This is a genomic window from Streptomyces spororaveus (genome assembly GCF_016755875.1).
In the GTDB taxonomy this organism is placed as follows: domain Bacteria; phylum Actinomycetota; class Actinomycetes; order Streptomycetales; family Streptomycetaceae; genus Streptomyces; species Streptomyces spororaveus.
On sequence record NZ_BNED01000005.1, the window covers coordinates 3963148 to 3988175 of the forward strand.

At 72.4% G+C, this 25028-nt stretch carries 26 protein-coding genes; 14 read left to right on the plus strand and 12 right to left on the minus strand.

Annotated elements, in window-relative coordinates; genetic code table 11:
• The first annotated feature begins 3 nt into the window (after positions 1 to 3).
• Positions 4 to 813 (plus strand): type III pantothenate kinase, encoded by an 810-nt coding sequence (locus Sspor_RS20105; protein WP_202200364.1) that lies wholly within the window; start codon positions 4 to 6, stop codon positions 811 to 813.
• A gap of 69 nt (positions 814 to 882) precedes the next feature.
• Here Sspor_RS20105 and Sspor_RS20110 read toward each other — a convergent pair whose 3' ends face one another.
• Positions 883 to 1092, minus strand: coding sequence for a hypothetical protein (locus Sspor_RS20110; RefSeq protein ID WP_202200365.1), 210 nt, complete (start codon positions 1090 to 1092; stop codon positions 883 to 885).
• Positions 1093 to 1290: 198 nt separating this feature from the next.
• Here Sspor_RS20110 and Sspor_RS20115 point away from each other — a divergent pair, with 198 nt between their 5' ends.
• Both Sspor_RS20115 and Sspor_RS20120 read left to right on the plus strand, forming a co-directional pair.
• The gene (locus tag Sspor_RS20115) at positions 1291 to 2418 is read left to right on the plus strand and encodes a DUF5937 family protein (protein ID WP_202200366.1); all 1128 of its coding nucleotides are present in this window, start codon (positions 1291 to 1293) and stop codon (positions 2416 to 2418) included.
• Positions 2419 to 2649: 231 nt separating this feature from the next.
• Positions 2650 to 4200 carry a M28 family metallopeptidase gene (locus tag Sspor_RS20120; protein WP_202200367.1) on the plus strand — a complete coding sequence of 517 codons (1551 nt, stop codon included), beginning with the start codon at positions 2650 to 2652 and terminating at the stop codon, positions 4198 to 4200.
• Between the two features lie 73 nt (positions 4201 to 4273).
• On the opposite strand, the gene Sspor_RS20125 is transcribed toward Sspor_RS20120, so the two are convergent.
• On the minus strand, positions 4274 to 5227 hold the full coding sequence (locus tag Sspor_RS20125) for an SAM-dependent methyltransferase (protein WP_202203757.1): 954 nt from the start codon (positions 5225 to 5227) through the stop codon (positions 4274 to 4276).
• Positions 5228 to 5381: 154 nt separating this feature from the next.
• On the opposite strand from Sspor_RS20125, the gene Sspor_RS20130 reads away from it, so the two are divergent.
• Complete coding sequence (locus Sspor_RS20130) at positions 5382 to 6584, plus strand: sensor histidine kinase (RefSeq protein ID WP_202200368.1); 1203 nt, start codon at positions 5382 to 5384, stop codon at positions 6582 to 6584.
• 17 nt (positions 6585 to 6601) lie between these two features.
• A complete protein-coding gene (locus Sspor_RS20135) occupies positions 6602 to 7276 on the plus strand; it encodes a response regulator transcription factor (RefSeq protein WP_202200369.1) in 675 nt (224 codons plus the stop codon).
• Between the two features lie 63 nt (positions 7277 to 7339).
• On the opposite strand, the gene Sspor_RS20140 is transcribed toward Sspor_RS20135, so the two are convergent.
• The 4 genes from Sspor_RS20140 to Sspor_RS20155 form a co-directional block, all read right to left on the minus strand.
• A complete protein-coding gene (locus Sspor_RS20140; protein ID WP_202200370.1) occupies positions 7340 to 7936 on the minus strand; it encodes a hypothetical protein in 597 nt (198 codons plus the stop codon).
• Positions 7933 to 8208, minus strand: coding sequence for a hypothetical protein (locus Sspor_RS20145; protein WP_202200371.1), 276 nt, complete (start codon positions 8206 to 8208; stop codon positions 7933 to 7935). Before Sspor_RS20145 ends, Sspor_RS20140 begins: the two co-directional genes overlap by 4 nt.
• Before the next feature lie 76 nt (positions 8209 to 8284).
• Positions 8285 to 9703, minus strand: a complete 1419-nt coding sequence (locus Sspor_RS20150) for a PH domain-containing protein (protein WP_202200372.1) — start codon at positions 9701 to 9703, stop codon at positions 8285 to 8287.
• Positions 9700 to 10191 (minus strand): PH domain-containing protein, encoded by a 492-nt coding sequence (locus Sspor_RS20155; protein WP_202200373.1) that lies wholly within the window; start codon positions 10189 to 10191, stop codon positions 9700 to 9702. The genes Sspor_RS20150 and Sspor_RS20155 overlap by 4 nt, the downstream gene beginning before the upstream one ends.
• A gap of 31 nt (positions 10192 to 10222) precedes the next feature.
• On the opposite strand from Sspor_RS20155, the gene Sspor_RS20160 reads away from it, so the two are divergent.
• The 5 genes from Sspor_RS20160 to Sspor_RS20180 all read left to right on the plus strand — a co-directional run bounded on the left by Sspor_RS20160 (position 10223) and on the right by Sspor_RS20180 (position 14358).
• Positions 10223 to 11365 carry an NADH-quinone oxidoreductase subunit D gene (locus tag Sspor_RS20160; RefSeq protein ID WP_202200374.1) on the plus strand — a complete coding sequence of 381 codons (1143 nt, stop codon included), beginning with the start codon at positions 10223 to 10225 and terminating at the stop codon, positions 11363 to 11365.
• 44 nt (positions 11366 to 11409) lie between these two features.
• Positions 11410 to 12258 carry an arylamine N-acetyltransferase family protein gene (locus tag Sspor_RS20165; protein WP_202200375.1) on the plus strand — a complete coding sequence of 283 codons (849 nt, stop codon included), beginning with the start codon at positions 11410 to 11412 and terminating at the stop codon, positions 12256 to 12258.
• A gap of 29 nt (positions 12259 to 12287) precedes the next feature.
• Positions 12288 to 12503, plus strand: coding sequence for a hypothetical protein (locus tag Sspor_RS20170; protein ID WP_202200376.1), 216 nt, complete (start codon positions 12288 to 12290; stop codon positions 12501 to 12503).
• 135 nt (positions 12504 to 12638) lie between these two features.
• Positions 12639 to 12983: a hypothetical protein gene (locus Sspor_RS20175; protein ID WP_202200377.1), complete on the plus strand. Its 345-nt coding sequence runs from the start codon at positions 12639 to 12641 to the stop codon at positions 12981 to 12983.
• Positions 12984 to 13092: 109 nt separating this feature from the next.
• The gene (locus Sspor_RS20180) at positions 13093 to 14358 is read left to right on the plus strand and encodes an alpha/beta hydrolase family protein (RefSeq protein ID WP_202200378.1); all 1266 of its coding nucleotides are present in this window, start codon (positions 13093 to 13095) and stop codon (positions 14356 to 14358) included.
• On the opposite strand, the gene Sspor_RS20185 is transcribed toward Sspor_RS20180, so the two are convergent.
• Complete coding sequence (locus Sspor_RS20185; RefSeq protein ID WP_202200379.1) at positions 14355 to 15251, minus strand: NAD(P)-dependent oxidoreductase; 897 nt, start codon at positions 15249 to 15251, stop codon at positions 14355 to 14357. The two genes, Sspor_RS20180 and Sspor_RS20185, sit on opposite strands and share 4 nt — an antisense overlap.
• Positions 15252 to 15368: 117 nt before the next feature.
• On the opposite strand from Sspor_RS20185, the gene Sspor_RS20190 reads away from it, so the two are divergent.
• Positions 15369 to 15962: a TetR/AcrR family transcriptional regulator gene (locus Sspor_RS20190; protein WP_202200380.1), complete on the plus strand. Its 594-nt coding sequence runs from the start codon at positions 15369 to 15371 to the stop codon at positions 15960 to 15962.
• A gap of 229 nt (positions 15963 to 16191) precedes the next feature.
• Here Sspor_RS20190 and Sspor_RS20195 read toward each other — a convergent pair whose 3' ends face one another.
• The 4 genes from Sspor_RS20195 to Sspor_RS20210 all read right to left on the minus strand — a co-directional run bounded on the left by Sspor_RS20195 (position 16192) and on the right by Sspor_RS20210 (position 19690).
• On the minus strand, positions 16192 to 17199 hold the full coding sequence (locus tag Sspor_RS20195) for a hypothetical protein (RefSeq protein WP_202200381.1): 1008 nt from the start codon (positions 17197 to 17199) through the stop codon (positions 16192 to 16194).
• A 97-nt stretch (positions 17200 to 17296) separates the two neighbouring features.
• A complete protein-coding gene (locus Sspor_RS20200; protein ID WP_202200382.1) occupies positions 17297 to 18286 on the minus strand; it encodes an ABC transporter substrate-binding protein in 990 nt (329 codons plus the stop codon).
• Between the two features lie 32 nt (positions 18287 to 18318).
• On the minus strand, positions 18319 to 18987 hold the full coding sequence (locus tag Sspor_RS20205) for an ABC transporter permease (protein ID WP_202200383.1): 669 nt from the start codon (positions 18985 to 18987) through the stop codon (positions 18319 to 18321).
• A gap of 4 nt (positions 18988 to 18991) precedes the next feature.
• Positions 18992 to 19690 (minus strand): ABC transporter permease, encoded by a 699-nt coding sequence (locus tag Sspor_RS20210; RefSeq protein WP_202200384.1) that lies wholly within the window; start codon positions 19688 to 19690, stop codon positions 18992 to 18994.
• Between the two features lie 149 nt (positions 19691 to 19839).
• Between Sspor_RS20210 and Sspor_RS20215 the strand changes: the two genes are divergently transcribed.
• Positions 19840 to 20802 carry an ABC transporter ATP-binding protein gene (locus Sspor_RS20215; protein WP_202200385.1) on the plus strand — a complete coding sequence of 321 codons (963 nt, stop codon included), beginning with the start codon at positions 19840 to 19842 and terminating at the stop codon, positions 20800 to 20802.
• Positions 20803 to 20862: 60 nt separating this feature from the next.
• On the opposite strand, the gene Sspor_RS20220 is transcribed toward Sspor_RS20215, so the two are convergent.
• On the minus strand, positions 20863 to 21972 hold the full coding sequence (locus Sspor_RS20220) for an alpha/beta hydrolase (RefSeq protein ID WP_202200386.1): 1110 nt from the start codon (positions 21970 to 21972) through the stop codon (positions 20863 to 20865).
• 152 nt (positions 21973 to 22124) lie between these two features.
• Between Sspor_RS20220 and Sspor_RS20225 the strand changes: the two genes are divergently transcribed.
• Both Sspor_RS20225 and folP read left to right on the plus strand, forming a co-directional pair.
• A complete protein-coding gene (locus Sspor_RS20225; protein WP_202200387.1) occupies positions 22125 to 23972 on the plus strand; it encodes a phosphatidylglycerol lysyltransferase domain-containing protein in 1848 nt (615 codons plus the stop codon).
• A gap of 172 nt (positions 23973 to 24144) precedes the next feature.
• Positions 24145 to 25017, plus strand: coding sequence for a dihydropteroate synthase (gene folP, locus Sspor_RS20230; RefSeq protein WP_202200388.1), 873 nt, complete (start codon positions 24145 to 24147; stop codon positions 25015 to 25017).
• The last annotated feature ends 11 nt before the right edge of the window (positions 25018 to 25028 follow it).

Below are 25028 nucleotides of genomic sequence, written 5' to 3' on the forward strand. Positions count from 1 at the left end.
CCCGTGCTCCTCACCATCGACGTGGGCAACACCCACACGGTCCTGGGCCTGTTCGACGGTGACGAGATCGTCGAGCACTGGCGGATCTCGACCGACCCGCAGCGCACGGCCGACGAGATGGCGGTGCTGTTGCAGGGGCTGATGGGCATGCACCCGATGCTCGGCAGCGAGCTCGGAGACGGGATCCACGGCATCGCGATCTGCTCGGCGGTGCCGTCGGTCCTGCACGAGCTGCGGGAGGTGACCCGCCGCTACTACGGCGACGTGCCCGCGGTGATCGTGGAGCCGGGCACCAAGACGGGCGTGCCGATCCTCATGGACAACCCGAAGGAGGTCGGCGCGGACCGCATCGTGAACGCGGTCGCGGTGGTCGAGCTCTACGGGGGCCCGGCGATCGTGGTCGACCTCGGTACGGCGACCACCTTCGACGCGGTGTCCGCGAAGGGCGAGTACGTGGGCGGGGTGATCTCCCCGGGCATCGAGATCTCGATGGACGCGCTCGGCGTACGGGGTGCCCAGCTGCGGAAGATCGAGCTGGCCCGGCCGCGCAACGTGATCGGGAAGTCCACGGTCGAGGCGATGCAGTCGGGCGTGGTCTACGGCTTCGCGGGGCAGGTCGACGGGGTCGTGACCCGGATGGCGAAGGAGCTGGCCGGACCGCACGGCGACCCGGACGACGTGCGGGTCATCGCCACCGGCGGGCTCGCGCCGATGGTGCTGGGCGAGTCCTCGGTGATCGACGACCACGAGCCGTGGCTGACGCTGATCGGGCTGCGGCTCGTGTACCAGCGCAACGCGCCGAGTTTCGACTAGCGGGGGCGACGGGGACCCGGGCCGGGAACGGCTCGGGACCCGCGCCGGACCGGCACGCCCGCGGGGGGATCAGCACGCCCGCGGGCGGACCAGTATCCGGCGCAGGGCGGCGCGCCAGGGATGGCGGGCCGGTCTGCCCTCCATCACGGCTCTGGCCTGCTCGTACGTGCGCAGGGAGCGGAGGACGGCGACGTCGTCGCGCCCGGGCGGCGGGGGCATCGGGGCGCCCTGCTGGGACGCCCGCCAGGTGTCGATGAGGTACTGCTCGGTGGCGGTCATGACTCCAGCCTCACCCCGTCGGCGGCATCGCGCACGACAGTTGACGTTCCCCGTCAATCGACGGCGTGAAAGCGCCCCCGGGGTGGCGGATGATCACTCGTCCGGCCGCCGCGCCGGGCCGCCGGAGGCCACTCGTACGGCGGGGCGGCACGGCCCGCCCCGGCGTCCCCGTCGTGCGCGGAACGACAGAATGGCCTGATGAGCGTCACGATCGACATCGCAGGCCTGCCCACCGAGCGGATCACTTTCGCGCCCTCCCCGCTCGCCGAGCTCTGCATGGCCCTGCACGCGCTCTCCCAGCCCGCGCACCACCCCGCGCTGAGCTCGTGGACCACCGCCACCGCCGCCTCGCTCGATCCGTGCCTCGCGGACCGGCTGCTGGAGGCCGACTTCATGTGGCGGAGCTCCTTCTCCGACATCTTCATGCCCTTCGCCGGGCTGCCCGGCGGAACCGGGCAGCCGGCCGCGACCCTGGCCGAGGCGCTGGACGTCCTCGACCGGCTGGACGACGAGCGGTTCGTGCGGGCCGCTCTGGAGCAGTGCTGGCTGGCGCTCTACAACGAGGGCGGCCCGTCCTCCTCACCGCTGGCGAACCCGGCGGCGCGGGCCAAGGCGCTGGAGACGGCCGCCGCCCGCGGCCCGCGCCAGCTGGACTTCTCCATGCGGCTCCTGGACGACACGGCGGCCGTACGGGTGTGGATGCGGCGCCTCCTGGAGGACTGCGACGAGGCCTTCTTCGCCGAGACGTGGAAGCGCGTCGAGCCCGGGCAGAGCGCCGACGCCCGGCACAAGACCGAGGTGCTGCGCCGCAAGGGGCTGCCGACCGTGCTGAAGGAGGTCTCGGCGGCGCTGAGCGTCGACGAGGGCGCCACCACCATCACCGCCGACAAGATGGTCAACGGGTCGACGACGGCGACCGATCCCCGAATAGGCGCCGGCCTGGTCTTCGTGCCGACCAACTTCGGCTGGCCGCATCTGCTGGTGCTGCACGCGCCGGGCTGGCGGCCGGTGGTCCACTATCCGCTCGGCACCCCCGAACTGGCCTCCGAGCCCGGCTCGGTGGAGCTGCTCCAGCGGCGGATGGAGGCGCTGGCGCATCCGATGCGGATGATGCTGTGCCGGAGTCTGGCGCGGGCCCCGTTCACGACGAGCGAGCTGGCGACCGTGTACGGGATCACCGCGCCGGAGGTGTCGCGGCATCTGGCGGTCCTGAGGAGGGCCGGCCTGATGCACACGCGCCGTCAGGGCCGGTACGCACAGCACCAGTTGAACCTGCCGGCGGTCGCACGTATCGGTTCGGACTTCATCGAGGGCGTCCTCCGCTAGGGCGCTCGGCGCACCGGTGGCTGGATCCTGGCGGCCCGTATTCACCGATATACGGAATTCATAAACCGGAATCAGCTAAAACTCTGGCCATGGTGGCCACTTGCTGTCTAACGTGCGTCCACCGCTCCCTCACGTGACACGCACCACTTCTGCTCACCTGCTCCACAACGCTCCGCCTCGCTGTGCCCTGTTCCGCCCTGCCCTGCTCGCTCTTACCGTGGAAGGACCTTCATGCCCTCACGCCGTATAGCCGCAGCAACCGCCGCCCTGGCCGCCGCGGCTCTCGTCTCGCCTCTCCTGCTGGCCGGACCGGCCGGAGCCACCGGCAGCCCGCAGAGCGACGCCGCCCGGGGTGACGCGCTCGCCAGGAAGCTGGTCAAGGAAGCGACCGGCAAGGGCGCCTACAACCACCTCAAGGTCCTGCAGTCGCTCGCGGACTACAACAACGGCAACCGCGCGGCCGGTTCCAAGGGGCACGTGCAGTCGGCCAAGTACGTCGAGGCCGTGATGAAGGCGGCCGGCTACCAGGTCACGAAGAACGAGTTCGACTTCGTGTACGTCGAGACCATCGAGGAGAAGCTGACGGTGGGCGGCGCGAACCAGCGCGACGTGCCCATCCACCTGATGTCCTACACGGCGAGCAGCCCGGAGGGCGGTGTGACCGCCGGCGTCGCCGTCGCCCCGGTCGACGCGGACGGGACGAACGGCTGCGAGCCCGGAGACTTCGCCTCCGGCACCTTCACCGGCAAGATCGCCCTGGTCAAGCGCGGCGGCTGCACCTTCGCGGTGAAGCAGGCCAACGCGGCGGCGGCCGGCGCCGTCGGCGCGATCATCTACAACAACACCGCGGGCGCCCTCAACGGAACCCTCGGCGACCCGAACGCGGGCAAGATCCCGACGGGTGGCATCACCCAGGCGGACGGCGAGAAGCTCGCCGCAGAGGCCGCGGCCGGCCCGGTCGAGGTCACCCTCGACATCCGGCAGCTGCGCGAGAACCGCAAGACGTACAACGTCATCGCCGAGACCAAGGGCGGCGACGAGAACAACACCGTCTTCCTCGGCTCGCACCTCGACTCGGTCGCGGCCGGCCCGGGCATCAACGACAACGGTTCCGGCTCGGCCGGCATCCTCCAGGTCGCGCAGCGCCTCGCGAGCAGCCAGACGAAGGTCAAGAACAAGGTCAAGTTCGCCTGGTGGTCGGCGGAGGAGTTCGGCCTGCTCGGCTCCGAGGCGTACGTCGCCGGGCTGACGGACGCGCAGAAGAAGCAGATCAAGCTCTACCTGAACTTCGACATGATCGCCTCGCCGAACTCCGCGTACTTCGTCTACGACGGCGACGACTCGGACGCGACCGGCTCGGGCCCCGGCCCCCAGGGGTCCGCCCAGCTGGAGAAGGGGATCAACGACTTCCTCGACTCGCAGAAGATCCCGCACGAGGGCACGGACTTCTCGGGCCGCTCGGACTACGGCCCCTTCATCGAGGTGGGCATCCCGTCCGGCGGCACCTTCACCGGCGCCGAGGGCATCAAGACCCCGGAGCAGGCCGCGAAGTTCGGCGGCCAGGCGGGCGTCGCCTACGACGTGAACTACCACGGCAAGGGTGACGACATCACCAACATCGACCAGAAGGCGCTCGACATCAACGTCGACGTCATCGCGGACGCGGTCGGCCACTACGCCTTCGACCTGGCCCCGCTGTCGAAGCCGGTCGTCTCGCAGCCGACGAGCGGCTCGGGCAGCGGCGGCGGCCTGCACCAGGGCCACGACGAGCTGACCCGGTAGGCACGCGGGCGGGCGGAGAGCGGCAGGGCCGGGGTCCCCAGCGGGTCCCGGCCCCTCCGCGTTCCGGGCAGGGTCAGCGCGCCGCCGGCGGGCCCCCGGCGCCCGGCCACGCGGGGGCCGTGATGCCGACCGGCTGGAGCAGCCAGCCGAAGGCGCCCAGCCCGGCGCGGTCCGTGAGCTCCGCCGCCTCACCGGCCGAGGACAGGGCCCGTACGTAGGCCGCCGGGTCCGCCGAGGCCAGGGCCAGCGGGGGCCGGGCGCCCGAGACGCCGAGCGCGGCCAGGGCCTCGCGCTGGGTCAGCAGGACCGCCCCGGGCCCCGCGCAGGAGTCCAGGGCCACGTGGGCGGTGACGTCGCAGGAGCCGTCCGGGACCGGCGGGACCTCCCGGCCACCCCGGAAGCCCGTCAGGGTGCCGTACGGGGGCCGCGCGCCCCGGGTGTGGGCGTAGTCCACCGCGACCGCCAGACCCCGCTCCAGAGATCCCGCGGCGCCCGCCCAGGCCTCGTCGCGGGCCCGGCCGATCTCGGCACGGCCGCCGCCGGGCCACCACCGGTCCAGCCAGGCCCGGTCCGGGCCGTCCAGCGGGCCGCCCGGGCTCTCCGTACCGTCCGGGGCGACCAGCACGTAGCGCCCGTCCTCGGCGACCTCCAGCGGCACGTTGTCCAGCCATTCGTTGGCGAAGAGCAGGCCCGTCGTCCTCTCCGGCACGGCCTGGACCCAGCGGATCCGCGGGTCGAGCCCGGCGGGCCGGTCCGCCCGTTCCACGGCGTACGGGCGCACCCGCGCGGCCGTCCCCGGCTCCAGCGCGGCGAGCACCCCGGCCAGCAGCTCCCCCCGGCCCGCCCCGACGTCGACCAGGTCCAGCTCCGCCGGGTGTCCGAGCTCCTCGTCCACCCACCGCAGCAGCCGGGCCACGGCCGCGGCGTACAGCGGCGAGGCGTGCACGGAGGTACGGAAGTGCCCGGCGGGTCCGGGGCCGCCCGGGCGTACGTAGAAGCCGCCGGGCCCGTACAGCGCGGCCTCCATCGCGTCGCGCCACCGGACCGGACCCGCCTCTGCACCCTGAGAGCTCACCGGACAAAGGCTAAGCTTCCGTCCACCTCTGGGAGTACGCAGCGGGGGTCAGGTTCGGACCTCTGGTTGACTCCAGCACCTATCCGCGTTCCCTACTCTGGGTTACGTGCAGCGCCTCTACGACTTCCTCCGCAGACACCCGACGGGCGTCGACAGCTTCTGGGCTGTCTTCCTCTTCGGGATCGGGATGCTGCAGGTGGCCGACGACAGTTTCAGCAGCACCACCGCCCGGATGCTCGCCGTCCCCGTAGTGGTGGCGATGAGCATCGTGGTGGCCCTGCGCCGCAGGTGGACCCGGGCGATGTTCTGGCTGGCCGCCGCCACCGGCGTCTACCAGCTGATCACCCACACCGACGCGAACACCGCCGACGTCGCGATGCTGATCATCCTGTACACGGTCGCCGCCTCCTCCGAGATCTCGCGCCGGATGTCCCGTACCGCGTTCGCCATCGGATTCCTCGCCGCCCCCGTGTACGCCGTGCGCTTCGCGGTGGACCAGGGCAACCTCCGCGAGAACGCCCTCTTCGTGCTCTTCGCGATCGTCCCGTTCGCCCTCGCCTGGGTGCTCGGCGACTCCCTGCGCACCCGCCGGGCGTACTACGCCCAGCTCGTCGAGCGGAACCAGCGCCTGGAGAACCAGCGTGAGGCCCAGGCCAAGGTGGCCGTCGCCGCCGAGCGCGCCCGGATCGCCCGCGAGCTGCACGACGTCGTCGCGCACAACGTCTCGGTGATGGTGGTCCAGGCGGACGGGGCCGCGTACGTCATGGACGCGGCCCCCGAACAGGCCAAGGAAGCCCTCCAGACCATCTCCGGCACCGGCCGCCAGGCCCTGGCCGAGATGCGGCGGCTGCTGGGCGTCCTGCGGACCGGCGAGCCGCAGGAGTCCGAGGACTACGTGCCCCAGCCGGACGTCGAGCAGATCGAAGTCCTGGTCGAGCAGGTACGGGTGGCAGGGCTCGCGGTGGACTTCGAGGTCGAGGGCGCGCCCCGGCGGCTGCCCAGCGGCGTCGAGCTGACCGCGTACCGGATCGTGCAGGAGGCGCTGACCAACACCCGCAAGCACGGCGGCCCCGACGCGAAGGCCAGCGTCCGGCTGGTCTACTTCGACGACGGGCTCGGCCTGCTGATCGAGGACGACGGCCGGGGCGCGGCCCACGAGCTGTACGAGGACGGCGGCGCGGACGGCGCCGGGCACGGGCTGATCGGCATGCGCGAGCGGATCGGTATGGTCGGCGGAACCCTGGACGCGGGGCCTCGGCCCGGTGGCGGCTTCCGGATCAGCGCACTGCTTCCCCTGAAGAAGAGATGACGAGGACGAGGTAACTGATGTCCATCCGAGTGATGCTGGTCGACGACCAGGTGCTGCTGCGCACCGGCTTCCGGATGGTGCTCGCCGCCCAGCCGGACATGGAGGTCGTCGCCGAGGCGGGCGACGGCCTGGAGGCGCTGGAGGTGCTGCGGGCCACGAAGGTGGACGTGGTGCTGATGGACGTCCGCATGCCCAGGCTGGACGGGGTGGAGGCGACGCGGCGGATCTGCGAGCCGGAGGAGCACCCGAAGGTGATCATCCTGACCACCTTCGACCTGGACGAGTACGCCTTCTCGGGCCTGAAGGCGGGCGCGAGCGGGTTCATGCTGAAGGACGTCCCGCCGGGCGAGCTGCTCGCGGCCATCCGCTCGGTGCACAGCGGGGACGCGGTGGTGGCCCCGTCCACGACGCGGCGCCTGCTGGACCGCTTCGCGCCGATGCTGCCGACGACCACGCAGGAGCCGCAGAACAAGGAGGTCGAGCGGCTGACGGAGCGCGAGCGCGAGGTCATGCTGCTGGTGGCGCAGGGCCTGTCGAACGGCGAGATCGCGGCCCGGCTGGTCCTGTCGGAGGCGACGGTCAAGACCCATGTGGGCCGCATCCTGACCAAGCTGGGGCTGCGCGACCGGGTCCAGGTGGTGGTCCTGGCCTACGAGACGGGCCTGGTCCGCGCGGGCGGCGGAGCCGGCTAGCCGGCCCCGGCCGCCCCCGTCGGGCGGGGCCGGCCCGGGGTCCGGCCGCTTCGGCGGAACCCCTCAGCCGCCCGGGCCCAGGGGCCGCTTGTAGTAGCGCCAGGGGAACCAGCCCGCACCGACCGGAATCCAGCCTTCCGATTCCATCCGCCGGTGCCGCGCGAGGGACGGGAGCGTCACCCGGCAGTGCTCCCAGGGGTGGTCGGAGGCCTCCACCTCGTGGAAGAAGGGGCCGTAGCCGACCACGTGCCAGCCGTCGCGGCCGGCCTCGTCCAGGGCGGCCATCTCGTTGAAGGCGGACAGGCCCCCGAGGGTCCGGCGCTTGGGGGAGTCCGGCCCCCCGGCGGGCGGCGCCGACGAGCCCGCGCCACCGGCCGCCTTGCCCGCGAAGCGCTGCTGGGCGGCCTGGCGGCTCACGCCCAGGACGCGGCCCACCGCGTCCCAGCTGTGGCCGGCGGCCCTGGCGCCCTGAACGGCCTCGCGCAGCAGCCGGCTCGCCTCCTCGGCGCCGACGCGCGAGGCGTCCACCAGGCGCAGGTATCCGTGGGGGTCGTGTTCGAGCGATTCGGCCAGCCCCTCCGGGGCGCCGAGGACGGCCGCGGCGATCCCTTCCCGGATCCGGTCCATCTCCACCGGCTCAAGCAGCGGTTCGCCGCTCATCGGCGCAGTCCGGCGAGGGGTTCGAGGGCGTCGAGGACCGCCTCGTCGCGGCGCGCCCGCTCGGAGCGCGCCGCCGCCCGGGCGGCCAGTGCGGCCGTGCAGGCGATGAGCGCCAGACCCACGAGGATCAGGGCGAGGGTGGCGGGGGTACCGAGCCGGTCGCCGGACACCGCGGTCAGGGCGGGCAGACCCACGCCGAGCGGCACGGCGGCGGCCATGGACGGGGTGGCGGGAAGGAGGTTCCGGTGGTCCTTCGATCGCAAGATCAACATATGTCAAGGAAACCTTGACGTGATCACTTTGTCAAGATTCCCTTGACGCGGGGCGCGGGATCGTGGCGGGACGGCCTCACGCCTCCGGGCCGGGCTCGGTCATCCAACGGTCCGGGCGGGCCGTGGCCCGGGAGGTGCGGGAGCGGGCGGCCTGGTCGTACAGCAGCGTCGCGGCCTCCGGCTCCGGACGGAGCCGGGCCGTGACCGTGCAGTTCGCGCCGGTGTCCACGTGGACGTCGGCGACGCCGCGGGCGCGGGCCCACGGGCCCTGCGTGAAGCGGACGCTCTGCACCTTGGCGTGCGGGACGATGTCCGTACGGAGGCACAGGCGGCCGTGCCGCGCGGCGAACACCTCCGGGGACAGCGCCAGGGCGTAGCCCTTCCACCACACCGGGACCACCCAGCGGGACCCGGTCCGCGGGGAGCCGGAGAAGGACAGGGCCGCCAGGTCCACCCCGGGCAGCACCCGGGCGACGACGGCGAAGGCGGCGTCCTTCGAGGCCACGGGGACCAGGACCGTGTTGTTCGAGCCCGCCACCTTCAGCTCCACCCGGACCAGGCCGCGCCGGCGCCACAGCAGCGGCTGCACGATCCGTACGCACTGCACGCGCCCCGGCGGCACCGTCTCGTGGGCCCGGTCCAGCAGTCCGTGGTCCAGGCGCAGCCCGTCCGGGGATTCGGCGACCCGCCAGTCGTACTCGGTGAGGAAGCGGCCCGCGGTGCCCGCCCAGACCGCGCCGAGCATCGGGAGCACCGCGGCGAGGGCCGCCCACGGGCTGGAGCTGAGCCACCACACGACGGCCGGCACGGCCAGCCCGGGAACCAGCAGCACCCAGACGCCCAGGTTGAGGAGCAGCGAGACGACGAGCTCGCGCGGGGTCACGTGCAGCAGTTCGCGTTCGGGGGCCTCGCCCAGGCTCACGGCCTCCTCGGGGGCGAAGCCGGCCGCGCGGGCGAGGAGCTCGGCACGCAGGGCCACGGCCTCCTGCTCGCCGAGGAAGGACAGCTGGTCCTTCTCCTCGGTGCCGATGACGTCGAGCCGGAGGCTGGCGACGCCGGTCAGCCGGGCCAGGAGGGGGCGTGTGACGTCCACGGCCTGGAGCCGGTCGAGGCGGATGTGCGCGGTGCGCCGGAAGAAGAGCCCGGTGCGGATGCGCAGTTCGGTGTCGGTGATGGCGTAGTGGGTGAACCACCAGCTCAGGAATCCGTACGCGCCGAAGACCAGGATCAGGCCCGCCACCGCCGCCACCCGCAGGAGGGCGGACAGGTCGGCCACCCACCTCCCGGCCTGGTCGCCCTGCTGGGCGAGCACGCCGACGGTCGCGGCGATCGGCACCCAGGCGCGGCGCAGCGGGGTGAAGGGGTGCAGCCGCCGCTCCACCTGTCCGCCCGCGGCGGACTCGGCGGCGGGTCGGCCCGCTGCCGACGGCCCGGGTGCGGTCTGCGCGTCGCGTACCTCGGGGCGGGGGTCGGAGCCCTGCGGACCGGAGCTCACAGGCCCGCCGACCTTGCCTCGCCGAGCGCGCTGAGCCGGTCGCGCAGCCGCTCCGCCTCGGCCGGCACCAGCCCGGGGATCTTGGCGTCGCTGGCGGCCGCGGCCGTGTGCAGCTGTACGGAGGCCAGGCCGAAGCGGCGTTCCAGCGGGCCGGAGGTGACCTCGACCAGCTGCATCCGCCCGTACGGCACCACGGTCTGCTCCCGCCACAGCACGCCCCGGCTGATCAGCAGGTCGTCGGCGCGTTCGGCGTACCGCCAGGACCGCCAGTTCCGGCCGAGGAGCACCCAGCCCCAGGCCAGGACCGCGAGCCAGAACACCCCGAGGGCCGCCCACGCCGGGCCGAGCGTCAGCCCCGTCACGACGGCGGTCACGACGGCGAGCAGCACCGTCCACACCAGCAGCAGCGTCCGCCGCAGCGTGAGCAGCCCGCCGGGCAGCCCGACCCATGCGGGTCCGTCTGTCTCACCCATCGTCCCCGTTTCCATGCGTCCACACTAGGGCTGAGACAATGCCCGCATGACGGAGACCACGGTCGGTATCGGCGGAGCGGCGGAGAGCACCGACATGGTGCTCAACATCGGCCCCCAGCACCCTTCCACGCACGGCGTGCTGCGCCTGCGCCTCGTCCTGGACGGCGAGCGGATCGTCAGCGCCGAACCGGTGGTCGGCTATATGCACCGCGGTGCGGAGAAACTCTTCGAGGCCCGCGACTACCGGCAGATCGTGATGCTCGCGAACCGCCACGACTGGCTGTCCGCGTTCTCGAACGAGCTGGGCGTGGTCATGGCCGTCGAGCGGATGCTCGGCATGGAGGTCCCCGAGCGGGCCGTGTGGATGCGGACGCTGCTGGCCGAGCTGAACCGGGTGCTGAACCACCTGATGTTCCTCGGTTCGTACCCCCTCGAACTGGGCGGGATCACTCCGATCTTCCACGCGTTCCGGGAACGCGAGGAGCTCCAGGCCGTCATGGAGGAGATCTCCGGCGGCCGCATGCACTACATGTTCAACCGGGTCGGCGGCCTCAAGGAGGACCTTCCGGCCGGCTGGCTCGGCCGGGCCCGCGCCGCGATCGCCGACGTCCGGACCCGGATGGACGTCTACGACAAGCTGGTCCACGGGAACGAGATCTTCCGCGCCCGCACGCGCGGGGTCGGCGTCCTGTCCGCCGAGGCGGTGCACGCGTACGGGGTCTCCGGCCCGATCGCCCGGGCCTCCGGCGTCGACTTCGACCTGCGCCGCGACGAGCCGTACCTGGCCTACGGCGAGCTCCAGGACGTGCTGAAGGTGATCACCCGCACCGAGGGCGACTGCCTGGCCCGCTTCGAGTGCCTGCTGGACCAGACCCACAACGCGCTCGACCTGGCCGTGGCCTGCCTGGACCGGATGGCGGACCTCCCGCCGGGGCCGATCAACCAGCGGCTGCCCAAGGTCCTGAAGGCGCCGGAAGGGCACACGTACGCCTGGACCGAGAACCCGCTCGGCATCAACGGCTACTACCTCGTGTCCAAGGGCGAGAAGACCCCGTACCGGCTGAAGCTGCGCAGTGCCTCCTACAACAACATCCAGGCGCTGGCGGTGCTGCTGCCGGGGCAGTTGGTCGCCGACATGGTGGCGATCCTCGGCTCGCTCTTCTTCGTGGTCGGCGACATCGACAAGTAGTCCCGCCCGGCCCCGGCGACATGTCCGGATCTACAGTGATCAACATGATCTCTGGTATCTACACCGAATACCTGGGTCGGATCGGCATCACCGACCCCGGATCCCCCTCTGTGGAAGGGCTGTTCGCGCTCACGCGGGCCCACCTGGAGCGGATTCCGTTCGAGAACACCGAAATCCAGCTGGGCCGGCCGCCGGGCATCGACCCGGAGCTGTGCGTACGCCGCCTCGCCGCGGGGCGCGGCGGCTACTGCTTCCACCTCAACGGCGCCTTCGCGGCCCTGCTGGAGCAACTCGGGTACGACGTGACCCGCCACGTCGGAGGCATGGCTGCGGACACCGTCACCACGGACGTCCGCGGCGACCACCTCACCCTGACCGTACGGGTCGACGGGGAGGCCTACTTCGTGGACGTGGGCCTGGGCGACGGTCCGCCGGAGCCGCTGCCCCTGCGCGAGGGCCGCTACGAGCGGGGCTTCCGGTACGGCCTGCGGCCGCTCGGGAGCGCCGACGGGCCCGACACGGGCTGGACCTTCCTCAACGAGGACTCGCCCTTCCCCGCGATGAACTTCCGCTCGGCCCCCGCGACCACGGCCGACTTCGAGGCCGAGCACCTGCGGCTGTCCACGGCCGAGGACTCCCCCTTCCTGCAGTCCTTCTTCATGCTGCGGCGCAACGCCGGGGCCGTCGACCGGCTGCACGGCAGGTTCCTGCTCCACATCGACCCGCGGGGCGGGCGCGACAAGCGGGAACTGGCCTCCCCGGAGGAGCTCTTCGAGGTCATGGCCACGGTGTTCGGGCGGGAGCTCGACGACCTGACGGCGGCGGACCGGGCCGAGCTGTGGGACCGGGTGCAGCGGGCGCACGAGGCGTGGCTCGCCTCCCAGCAGAGCTGATGTCGGTGCGGCAGGGCAGACTGGGCGGCATGTCCCACTCTCCCCGCCGGGCCTGCCCTTCCTGCGGCCGCGACTGCGCCGTCACCGCCGGACGGATCGCCCGCCACGATCCACCTTCCGGGCGGGGACGCGGCGACCTGGTGTCCTGCCCCGGGTCCCGCGCCCGGGTGCTGCTCGGCGCCTCCGCGCCGACGCTGGACGGCTTCGTGCTGTCCGAACACCCCGGGCAGCTCCCGCTGTTCTAGGACGCCGGGCATCGGGGCTCCGGGCTCCGGGCTCCGGGCTCCGGGCTCCGGGCTCCGCGGAAATGAGTACGGGCCCGCGCGGGCTGAGTACCCGCGCGGATCCCCGTGCGGCGGCCCCCGCGGCACCGTGGTGACATGACCCGGAAGCCCGCGCCCGCCGCCCTCCCCGCCCCGTCCTCCGCGTCCGTGACGGCCGCTTCCCGGATCCGGTCGCGCTCGGGCCTCGCCGCCCTGCTGTTCCCGCCCGCCCTCCTCGTCGCGAAGCTCCTGATGCTGAGCACCGACAGGGGTGGCCGCTGTTTCGTGAACGACGTCAGCTGCGCTCCCTTCCCGGTCGGCGCCTTCGGGGCACTGCTCGCCGCCCTGGTGGTGTCCTTCGTCGTCGCGCTGGCCGCGCCGGTCCGGGCCGGACGGGTCGCGCTGGCCGCGCAGTTGACGCTGGAGGCACTGGCCGTACTGCTCGTCCTGGCCTTCCCCTGACCTTCCCCGACCCCCTGCGTACTCCACCGGCCGCCCGGGGGTTTCCCCCCGCGGCCCACGGGTGCCGCCCGGATGTCCCGGCTCCGCGGGCCTCCGTAGCGTTCCCGGTATGACGATCACGCAGCACAGCAAGCAGTGGCACCGGCCGTGGCTCCGGCGGGGCGCCGCGGCCGTGGCGCTCGCCGCCGTACTCGGCGGGATCGCGGCCCCGGCGGCGCTGGCGGCGCCCGCCGCACGGGCCACCCCGTCCACCGCGGCCACCGCGGCCACCGCCCGGGGCGGTCTGGTCTCCGTCGTCCCGCTGGACACCCTCGACCGCGACCAGGTCGTCGCCGCACTCGGCACGCTGGGCATCGACCCCGGGACCGTCCGGTACGGCGTGCGCGCCTACCGGCTGACCTACGCCACGGTGGACCCGCAGGGCCGGCCCACCACCGCGACCGGGCTGCTCGTCCTGCCGCGCGGCGGCCCGCACCGCCTCGACCTGGTCTCCGACACCCACGGCACGGTCGCCACCCGCGACGAAGCCCCGTCCGGGGGCGCCGGCTACAACCGGCTCACCCCGTACCTGCACGCCTCGGCCGGCCGGGCCGTCGCCGCCCCCGACTACCTGGGCCTGGGCGGCGGCCCGGGCAGCCACCCGTACATGGACACCCGGTCCGCGGTCACGGCCTCCGTCGACATGCTGAAGGCCGCCCGCACCGCCGCCGACCGGCTGGGACGCCCGGTCGGCCGGGACGTGTACGCCACCGGCTTCTCGCAGGGCGGACAGGTGGCGATGGCCCTGGGCCGGGAGCTCTCCCGCGGGCGCGACGGCCTGCGGCTGCGGGCGCTGGCCCCGATGGCCGGACCGCACGACCTGCTCGGCACCCAGTTCCCCGGGATCACCGACGGCCGGGTCGACCCGCGCGTCGCCGTCTTCTACCTCTCCTACTTCCTCACGGCGCAGAACCGGCTCCACCCGCTCTACAAGGACCCGGCCGAGGTGTTCCGCGCGCCCTACGCACAGGCTGTGGAGGGCCTGTTCGACGGGAGCCGCCAGTCGCAGGACATCGTGGCCGCGCTCCCGGCGACACCGCAGGAGCTGCTGACCCCGCAGTGGGCCGAGAACGTCCGGAACCCGCGCGGAGACCTGCTGGAGGCCGTACGGGACAACGACGGCGTCTGCGACTGGAAGCCGGCCGCGCCCGTGCGCCTGTACGCGGGCACGGGTGACACCGACGTACCGATCGCCAACTCCCGCGCCTGCGCGGCCGACCTGGCCCGCCACGGGGTCCGGGCGAAGGTCGTGGACCAGGGCCCGGACGCCGACCACACGGCCACCGCGGTCCGCTCGGCACCGGAGGTCGTCCGCTGGTTCGACTCGGTCCGCTAGGCCGTCGTGGCTTCGTTGCCCAGCAGGCGGATCAGGCGCGAGCTGCTGTCGGCGCCGAAGCCCGCCTCGACCCCGCGCCGGTAGAGCGCGGCGTGCGCGGCCAGGATCCCGGTGTCCACACCGGAGTCCGCGGCCGTGTGCAGGACGTGCTCGACGCTCGCGGCGCACATCGCGAGGCGCTCGTGCTCGCCACCGTGCTCGTCGGCGTCGATGAGCGGGGCGCCCCCGGTGTAGAAGCCGCGCATGGTGTCGGCCGTGTAGCCGGCGTACGGAAGGATGTCGGCCGCCGTCAGCCCGTTGGCGCGGGCGACGGCGACGGCCTGGTACCAGCCGGTGTAGGCCGTCCAGAAGAGGATCATGTTGAGCTGGTAGTAGAGCTGCGCGTGGCCGGGGTCGGCACCGCGGTAGTCGGTGGCGGCGAGCAGGTCGAGCGCGGCGCGGTGCTCCTCGTAGACCTCCCGCGGGCCGCTGATGAAGATCGAGGACCCCTCCTGCCCGATGCCGGCGGGCGGTACGTTGACCCCGCCGGTGAGGTAGGCGGCCCCGCGCGCCTCGGCCCAACGGGCGGCGGCGCGGGCCTTTTCCGGGACATCCGAGGACAGATTGACCAGCACGCGGCCGTCGAGGCCGGTGTCGCCGAGCGTGCCGTACATGGCCTCGACGTCGATCAGGCTGAGCACGGTGAGCGGGCTCGCGGCGACGGCCTCGGCGATGCCGGCGGCGCGGCGGGCCCCGCGGGCGACGAGCTCGTCGTCCTTGCCCGTGCTGCGGTTCCACACGGTGACCTCGTGGCCGGCGTCGAGATAGGCGTTGGCCATGGCGCGGCCCATCGGCCCGAGGCCCACGACGGTGACCCTGGCGCCCTGGGTCCGGGTGGTACGGATCTGGTTCATGACGGAGTTCTCCCCCAACACATCGTCTAGAACGAACGCTCTATCCAGCGCTCGGGACGACCGTAGCACGGAGCTAGAACGAACGCTCTATCCAGATTCGGCGGTAGGATCACGCCCATGGCAACAGCAGCGACGACCACAGCGCCCGGGACACGCGACCGGCTGGTGCGCACCGCATCCCGCCTCATGCAGCACGGCGGATACGAGAACACCCCGGTCAAGCAGCTCGTCCGCGAGGCCGAGGCCACCCTCGGCTCGCTGTACCACTTCTTCCCGGGCGGCAAGCAGGAACTCGCGGTGGCCGCGATCCACTTCGGCGACGAGGAGTTCGCGGAGCTGCTCCGCGCCGGGCTCGCCGCTCACGCCGACCCCGCCGAGGCGGTCGAGGGCGTGGCCGCCGTGCTCGCGCAGGCGCTGGAGGCCTCCGACTGGCGGGACGGCTGCCCGGTGACGGCCACGGCCCTGGAGACGGTCGGCCGTCTGCCGGAGCTCCAGGCGGCCTGCGCCCGGGCGTTCGCCAACTGGCAGCACCTGGTGGCCGCGAAGCTCCTGGCGTCGGGCTATGCGGAGCCGGACGCCCGCGACCTGGCGATCACCGTGATCAGCACTCTGGAGGGCGCCGAGACGACCTCACAGGTCACGATGAGCCGCACCCCGCTCCTGGTGGCGGGCCGGCACCTGGCCCGGCTGGTGGCCTCGTACCGGGACTGACGCCGTGCCCGGGTCCGGACCCGGGCACGGGCGCTAGGGGGTGTCTTGTCGATCAGGGTGGATCAGGGAGCGGTGGTCGGTGCCATGGGGTCTCCCCAGGCCCGCCAGGGCCGAGGGGAAGGATCGCAAGGCGGACGAGGGAGGCGACGCGGAGCGTCGCCGACCGAGGACAACGCGGCGAGGCGCGGTGCCGACCACCGCGAGCCCGCCCTGATCGGCAAGACACCCCCTAGGAGATCGCGGTGCGGAGCCGGGCCACGTCGATCGGCTCGGTCTCGTCGTGGGCCGTCAGGTCGATGACCTGGCCCACCGCGCGGGTCTCGTCGGTCGCCGGCTTGAACTCCGGCTCGACCACGGCCTGGGCGGACTCCGCCTTGTGCACGGCGAGGGCCTCCGCGCCGACCACGTCGGCCAGGTCCTCGTTCTGCACCGCCTCGATCACCGCGCGCGCCTGCGCCGCGTTCTTGGTGCCGAAGAAGTCGAAGCCGCCCTCGACGCGCGAGGCCGTACGCCGCTGGGCCGCGTACGGGGCCACCGCGGCCGCCGGACGGCGCGCGGGGAGCGAGGCGGCCGCGGGGGCCGGAGCGTGGCCGCGGCCGGGGCCGGGGTCGGGCTCCGGGGCCGACGGCCCGGCGGGCAGCGCCCGCGCCTCCTGACGCCTGCGGGCCAGCGCCTCCAGGGCCGAGTGGGCCCGGGCGTAGCCGACCGCGGTGGGCGCGCCCGCCGAGGTGCGCTCCTCGGTGACGGCCGGAAGTTCCTTCGGCGCGGCGGCCGGCGCGGCGGAGGCCTCGATGGCCAGCAGCCGACGGCCCTCCAGGGCACTGGCGCGCTCGGTCTCGGCGGTGGCGTACCGCCGCAGCAGCGCCGCGTGCTCGCCGCGCAGGCCTGCCAGTTCGACCCGCTTGGCGCGCAGCTTGGCGTCGAGCCTGGCCCGCAGCATCCGGGCCTCCTCGAGGTCGGATTCGAGCTCGGCTATCCGCTCGTCCGTCCGCCACTCGTCCTTGACGCGCTCGCGCCCGAGCTCGGCGACGCGGCGGCCCGCCGAGCGGTCCCAGGCGCGCATGACGACGGCGCCGGCGACCCCGGCCGCCGCCGTGACGGCCACGAGGAGCCGGAGCGCCATCGGTTCCGCCAGCAGCCAGGCCGCGCCGGCGCCGACGACGGATACACCGGCCACGGTCGTCGGCGTGAGCAGCCGGTGCAGGGGTTCGGGATTGCGGTGGCGTCCACGGGGCATGGCCCGAAATTTACAGGGCATGGGGGTCGAGTGGGATACCCGCCCGGCAAACTCTTCCCGGTCAGTTGAGCACTTTTCTCCGCCGACCCCGTGCGCGCTACTTCTTCAGCAGGCCCTTGGACTCCAGATAGGCCTTGGCGACGTCGGCCGGCTTGGCGCGCTCGGCGTCCACCTTGCGGTTGAGGTCGACGAGATCGGCCGTCGTGAGCGCTTTGGTCAGCTTGTCCAGCGCGGCCGCGACCTCCGGCGTTCCGGCGTCCTTGGCGTTGACCACGGGCAGGACGTTGTCGGCGTTCTGGAGCTTCTGGTCGTCTTCCAGCAGGACCAGGCCGTAGCTGTCGAGGGTGGCGTCGGTGGTCGTGGTGAGCACGAGCTGGTCGGCGCCGTCCTTGACCGCCTGCTTGGCCTGCGGGGTGCCGACGCCCTTCGGGTCGACCCCGGAGACCTGAATTCCGTACGTCTTCGTCAACCCCGGTGCGCAGAAGGGACGGACGCTGCATTCGTCGCCCGCGGCGATCTTCACCTTGAGTCCGGACTTGCCGAGATCGGAAAGGGTCTTGAGGTTGTTCTTCTGGGCGAATTCCTTGGTCACGGCGAATGCGTTCTGGTCGACGGCCTCACCGGCGGTCAGCGCCTTCAGGCCGAGCGGGGCCGCCAGCTTCTCCAGACCCGCCACCGTCGCCGCGACGTCGCTGGAGGCGACCGGCTTCTCCTCGGGCGCCTTCGGGCCGTTGACCTTGGCGTTGAGGAACTCCGCGAGCGTGGCCGCGTACTCCGGGACGATGTCGATCTCGCCCTTCTCCAGCGACGGCTCGTACAGCTCACGGTTGTTGACCGTCTTGACCGAGGTGCTGTAGCCGGCGTCCTTCAGGACCTGCGCGTACAGCTCGGCCAGGACGTTCGACTCGGTGAACCCGGCCGCTCCGATCACCAGGCTGCCCTTGCCGCCGCCTCCGGACGAGGAGGCGTCGGCGGCCGGGCCGCCGTCCTTGCTCTTCTCCAGGCTGTCGCCGCCGCACGCGGCCAGCGACACCGTCAGGGCCAGGGCGCCCAGGGACGCGCCGAGGACGCGCGTGGTCTTGGTCATGGAGGTACTCCGTTCGAGGCGATGGACAGGAATCAGCGGGACGCCGCCCGCGGCAGCAGCAGCCGGTCCGCCGCCACGAGCGCGCCCTCCACCAGCAGGGCGAGCGCGGCCACCAGCAGGGCGCCCGCGACGACCTGCGGGGTGTTGTACGTGTTGAAGCCGGCGGTGATGATCCGGCCGAGGCCGCCCTGGCCGACCATGGCGGCGATCGTGGCCGTGGCGATGACCTGTACGGCGCCCGAGCGCAGCCCGGTCATCACCATGGCGCGCGCGAGCGGCAGCTCGACGTGCAGGAACAGCTGGATCCCGGACATGCCCATGCCGCGGGCGGCCTCCACGACGGAGCGGTCCACCTCGCGCATGCCGACGTAGGCGTTGGTCAGCAGCGGCGGTACGGCGAAGAGCACGAGCGCGGCGATGGTGGGCAGGTACCCGGCGTTGCGCAGCGGGGAGACCATGAACAGCGCCAGCACCGCGAAGACGGGCACGGCCCGGCCGATGTTGGAGATGTTGATCGCGAGGGTGCCGCCCTTGCCTAGGTGGCCGAGGAACAGGCCGACCGGCAGCGCCACCGCGCAGGCGATCGCGAGCGCGACCGCGCTGACGTAGGCGTGCTCGCCGAGCCGGTGCCAGACACCGCTCTCCCCCGACCAGTTGGCGCCGTTGGCCAGCCAGTCCCAGGCTCCCGTGAAGACGTCCACGGCCTCAGGCCCCCTTCGCCCGGGCCGCGGGCCGGCCACCGGCCCGGGTCCACGGGGTGAGCAGCCGCTGTACGCCGAGCAGCAGCAGGTCGGCCACGAGCGCGAGCAGCACGCACAGCACCGAGGCGGTGAGCACCTGGGCCTTGAAGGAGCTGTTCACGGCCGGGGCGATGAGATTGCCGAGGCCGCCCTTGCCGACGATGGAGCCGACGGTGGTCAGCGCGACCGTCGAGACGGTGGCGATCCGGACGCCGGCGAGCAGCGCGGGCAGCGCGAGGGGCAGTTCGACCTGCCACAGCAGGCGCCCGGGACCGTATCCCATGCCGCGCGCGGCCTCCCGTACGTCCTCGGGGACGGCCTCCAGGCCGGCCAGGACGTTGCGGACCAGGATCGTCAGCGAGTACAGCACCAGCCCGGTCACCACCAGCGCCGCCGAGAGTCCGAAGACCGGCAGCAGCAGGGAGAACATGGCCAGCGAGGGGACGGTGTAGAGGAGGGTGGTCAGGCCCAGGACGGGCGCCGCCCAGTGGCGGCCGCGCCGGGCCAGCAGGGCGAGCGGCACGGACACGGCGATGCCGATCAGGACCGACACGCCTGTGATCCAGATGTGTTCGAGGGTGGCGTCGGTGAGTTCCTGGGAGCGGGAGCTGACGTAGTCCCAGCAGATCCAGTCGTTCGCCACCAGGCAGTTCTGTGCCGCCATGCCCTTCACCCCCCGTCGCTCGAACGCACGTCTTCACGTTCACCCGTCACAGCGACCCTAACCCCCACCACCCTCAATGGCCGGAATCCTTCGCAGCCAGGCAACACGGCCTTCACAAATCGGCGGCCGGAGTACGGAAAGATGGGTTTGTGATCCGATTCGAGCAAGTGACCAAGCGCTACCCCGACGGGACGACAGCCGTCGAGGACCTGTCCTTCGAGGTGGCGGAGGGTGAGCTGGTCACGCTCGTGGGCCCGTCCGGCTGCGGCAAGACGACCACGATGAAGATGGTCAACCGGCTGATCGACCCGACATCCGGCCGGATCCTGCTGAACGGCGAGGACATAGCGGCCGCCGATCCGGTCGAACTGCGCCGCCGGATCGGGTACGTCATCCAGCAGGTCGGCCTGTTCCCGCACAAGACGGTGCTGGAGAACACGGCGACCGTGCCGCAGCTGATCGGCACCCCCAGGGCGAAGGCCCGCGCCCGGGCGGCCGAACTCCTCGAACTGGTGGGCCTGGACCCGGCCGTCTACGGGGGCCGCTACCCGGAGCAGCTGTCCGGCGGGCAGCGCCAGCGCGTCGGCGTGGCCCGCGCGCTCGCCGCCGATCCGCCGGTGCTGCTGATGGACGAGCCCTTCGGCGCGGTGGACCCGGTGGTGCGCGAGCGCCTGCAGAACGAGTTCCTGACGCTGCAGAAGACCGTACGCAAGACGATCCTGCTGGTCACGCACGACCTGGAGGAGGCGATCCGGCTCGGCGACCGCATCGCGGTCTACGGCACGGGCACCATCGAGCAGTTCGCCCGCCCGGCGGCGGTGCTCGCCGCGCCCGCCACCGCGTACGTGGCCTCCTTCGTCGGCGCCGACCGGGGGCTCAAGCGCCTCGCGGTCACCGCCGTCGAGGCGGCCGACCTGGCCGCGGCGCAGGGGGAGGACCCGGCGGTCTCGGTGGAGCTGGGGGCGACCCTGCGCGAGGCGCTCGCCGCCCTGCTCCAGGAGGACTCGGGGCGGGTCGGGGTCACGGACCCGCGATCCGGCGCGCTGGTCGGCGTACTGACGCCGGAGGGCGTCCACCGGGCGCTGCGCCGGGCCGAACTGCAGGAGGCATGAGAAAGGGGCCCGACCGTGGTCGCGCCCCTGCCCCTGCTCCTGCCGCGTACGGCCGGGTCGTCAGGCCTCGATCCGGCCGCTCATCCACATCAGCATCGGCGGGATCTCACGTCGCCACGTGTTGAAGTTGTGGCCACCGCTGTCGAGGATGATGGAGGAGACCCGGTCCGGGCCCTGCACCTTCTTGATGAACTTCCTGGTGTCGGTGAGGTTCGGCTCGCCCTTCTCGCTGCTGGTCACGAGGAAGGACGTACCGGTCGGCTTCTTGTGCTCGATGCTGTGCAGCACGTCCGCACGCTTCTTCAGCTTCTCGTCGCCGTGGAACAGGTCACCGGTCGTCGGGTCGTCCGGGGCGTCGTAGTACGCGGACAGACCCGCGGCGGCGCCGAAGGTCTGCGGGTAGTGCGCGGCGATCTTCAGCGCGCAGTAACCGCCCGTGGAGTTACCGATGAAGCCCATGTTCTCGGGCTTCTTGCCGACCCGGAAGGTGCTCGTGATGGCCTGCGGGAGGTCCTCGCCGAAGAAGGTCTCGGTCTGCGGGCCACCGGGTATGTCGACGCACTCGGTGTCACGCGGCGGCGCCACGGTCGGGCGCAGCATGACCAGGATCATCGGCTTCATCTTGCCCGACTTGGACAGGCTGAAGGCCTTCATGGGGTAGTCGAGCCCTTTGATGAGGTTCTCGGCGGTGCCCGGGTAGCCCGTCAGGACGATGGACGCGGGGAAGTTCTGGTCCTTGTGCTGCGGCTGGAAGTACTCCGGCGGGAGCCACACGTAGCCGGGGCTCGTTATCTTCGACTTCTGCCCGGTTATGGCAACCTTCAGGATCTGACCACCGACCTGGGGCTTGGCGCCACCGGGTACGTCCAGCTTCTGCTTGTCGACGACCTTGATGTCCTTGCTGCTCATCGAGTGGTCGACGACCTTGCCCATGGACGTCTCCTGACCGAGCAGGTCGGCCCAGGAACCGTAGAAGAGGAACGACTTGTTAGCCGCCAGTCCCACAGCCGAGAACAGCGCCAGCTGGGTCGCCAGCAGCAGCCCGATCCGGCCGGCGAACGCGCGCCAGGTGCGGCCCGAGAGCTTCGGCCAGAACCACACCGTGGCCGCGAAGAGCAGCACACCGGCGATGATGGCCAGCGCCAGAACCGTATTACTGGTGAGACCCATGAGCAGTCAGTCGACTTTCTGGTGGCAGGACTGTTTTTTTCCGACGAAAGAGTGAACCCGCTCCTCGTCGATGTCGTCCTAAGGGACGCACCACACACCGGAGGCTGTCGCGGCCTTCGGCCACATGATCTCTCGCGGAGCAACGGGAAGCGATGTCTAGCAGGATAGATGGCGATAAGTCGGGACAGGTTCCGAGCAGGGTCCGCCGAATCCTCCGAGGCCCACAGCCGGAGTCGGTGCCCGGCCTGGTAGGTACGGCCGTCATGATCGTCGGCCTTCTGGACGTCGCGGCAGGGGTGTTCCCGAGATTCCGGCACAGCCGGATCCACGCGGTCGCCGAGGTGCTGCCGGTGTTCGGCCCCTTCGCAGCCGCCCTCGCCATCAGCGCGGGCGTACTGCTCCTGCTGCTCGCGCACGGCCTCAAGCGCCGCAAGCGCCGGGCCTGGCGGGCGGCGGTCGTGCTGCTTCCGGCCGGTGCCGTGGCGCAGTTCCTCTACCGGCACTCGATCCCCGGTGTGATCATCGCAGCGCTGCTCTTCGTGCTGCTGCTGCGCCACCAGAATGAATTCAAGGCGCTGCCCGACCCGCGCAGCCGCTGGAAGGCCCTCGCCAACTTCGTACTGATGAGCGCCGGCTCCATCGGGCTCGGCCTGCTCATCGTGAACGTCCACCCGAACCGGGTCGTCGGCAACCCGGGCCTGTACGAGCAGATCACGCACGTCGTCTACGGGCTCTTCGGCTTCGAGGGCCCCGTCGACTACGCCGGCCAGGTGTCCTGGACCGTCGGGTACTCGCTCGGCGCGCTCGGCATGCTGACCGCGCTCACCACCATGTACCTGGCCTTCCGACCCGAGCACCCGGCCGCCCGGCTCACCTCCGACGACGAGGACAAGCTGCGCGAGCTGCTCGCCAAGCACGGCGGCCGCGACTCCCTCGGCCACTTCGCGCTCCGCCGCGACAAGGCCGTCGTCTTCTCCCCCAGCGGCAAGGCCGCCGTCACCTACCGCGTCGTGTCCGGCGTGATGCTCGCCTCCGGCGACCCCATCGGCGACGTCGAGGCCTGGCCGGGCGCGATCGAGCGGTTCATGGAGGAGGCCAAGGCCCACTCGTGGACCCCCGCCGTCGTGGGCTGCAGCGAGACCGGCGGCGAGGTCTGGACCCGCGAGACCGGTCTGGACGCCCTGGAGCTGGGTGACGAGGCGATTGTCGATGTCAAAGACTTCTCCCTCGCGGGCCGCCCCATGCGCAATGTCCGCCAGATGGTGAAGCGCATCGAGCGCAACGGCTACACCACGCAGGTCCGCCGGGTCAGCGAGCTGAGCGACGAGGAGCTGGAGCGGGTCCGCGGCGCGGCCGAGGCCTGGCGCGGCACCGACACCGAGCGCGGCTTCTCGATGGCCCTGGGCCGGGTCGGCGAGGAGGGCGACGGCGACTGCTTCATCGCCACCGCCCACCGCGTGGAGGAGGGCGACACCAGCCCGTTCGGCGACCTGAAGGCCGTCCTGCACTTCGTCCCGTGGGGCACCGACGGCATGTCGCTGGAGCTGATGCGCCGCGACCGCGCCGCCGACCCCGGCATGAACGAGCTGCTGATCGTCGCCTCCCTCCAGGCCGCACCCGACCTGAAGATCGAGAAGGTCTCGCTGAACTTCGCGATGTTCCGCGCGGCCCTCGCCCGCGGCGAGAAGATCGGCGCCGGCCCCGTCCTGCGGATGTGGCGCGGCCTGCTGGTCTTCCTCTCCCGCTGGTTCCAGATCGAGTCGCTCTACAAGTTCAACGAGAAGTTCCGCCCCCGCTGGGAGCCGCGCTTCATGGTCTACCGCAACAGCCGCGACCTGCCCCGCATCGGCTTCGCCGTGATGCAGGCCGAGGGCTTCGTGACGCTGGCCCTGCCCCGGCTGTTCGCCAGCCGCCGGCGCCCCAAGCCGGTGCGCACCTGCACGCACAACCACATGACGACCGTGCCGAAGCAGCCGGAGCGTGAGGTCCAGGCGGCATGAGAACCGGCCGGACGGGTACACGTCCGGCACACCGAAGCCCGGCTCCCGGTGTTCCCGGGGCGCCGGGCTTCGGCTCGTACGGGCCCGGGAGCCCCGGTACGGCCGGGCCCCCGGGGCCGGGGCACGGCCGCCGGGGCCCTGTCGTATCCAGGTCAGCCCTACCCTTGGACCTATGAACACGAAGCGCGGAGCCACCGGCAGGGGCCGGGTCGCAGGTCTGCCGGACCGGGACCGTTGCGCGGTCATGGGCGTCGTCAACGTCACTCCCGACTCCTTCTCCGACGGCGGCCGCTGGTTCGACACCACCGCCGCGGTCAAGCGCGGCCTCGACCTCGTCGAGCACGGCGCCGACCTCGTCGACGTCGGCGGCGAGTCCACCCGCCCCGGCGCCTCCCGCGTCGACGAGGACGAGGAGCTGCGCCGGGTCGTCCCCGTGGTCCGCGGCCTCGCCTCGGAAGGCGTCACCGTCTCCGTCGACACCATGCGCGCGGTCGTCGCGGCCCGGGCCGTCGAAGCCGGCGCGGCCCTGGTCAACGATGTCAGCGGCGGCCTGGCCGACCCCGGGATGATCCCGGCCGTCGCCGCCGCCGAGGTGCCCTTCGTGGTGATGCACTGGCGCGGTTTCAGCGAGGGCATGAACAGCCTCGCCGTCTACGAGGACGTGGTCGCCGAGGTCACCGCCGAATTGCGGGCCCGGATCGACGCGGTCGTGGCGGGCGGGATCACCCCCGAGCGGATCATCGTCGACCCCGGACTCGGCTTCGCCAAGAATGCCGAGCACGACCTGGCCCTGGTCGCGCACCTGCCCGAGCTGCGCACGCTGGGCTTCCCGCTGCTGGTCGCCGCGTCGAGGAAGCGTTTCCTCGGCCGGGTCCTGGCCGGCGGGACCGGCACCACCCCGCCGCCCGCCCGCGAGCGCGACGCCGCCACGGCCGCCGTCTCCGCGATCGCCGCCCACCAGGGCGCCTGGGCCGTACGGGTACACGAGGTACGGGCGACCGCGGACGCCGTACGGGTTGCCCGGGCCGTCGAAGGGGCACTCTGATCGTCACCCAC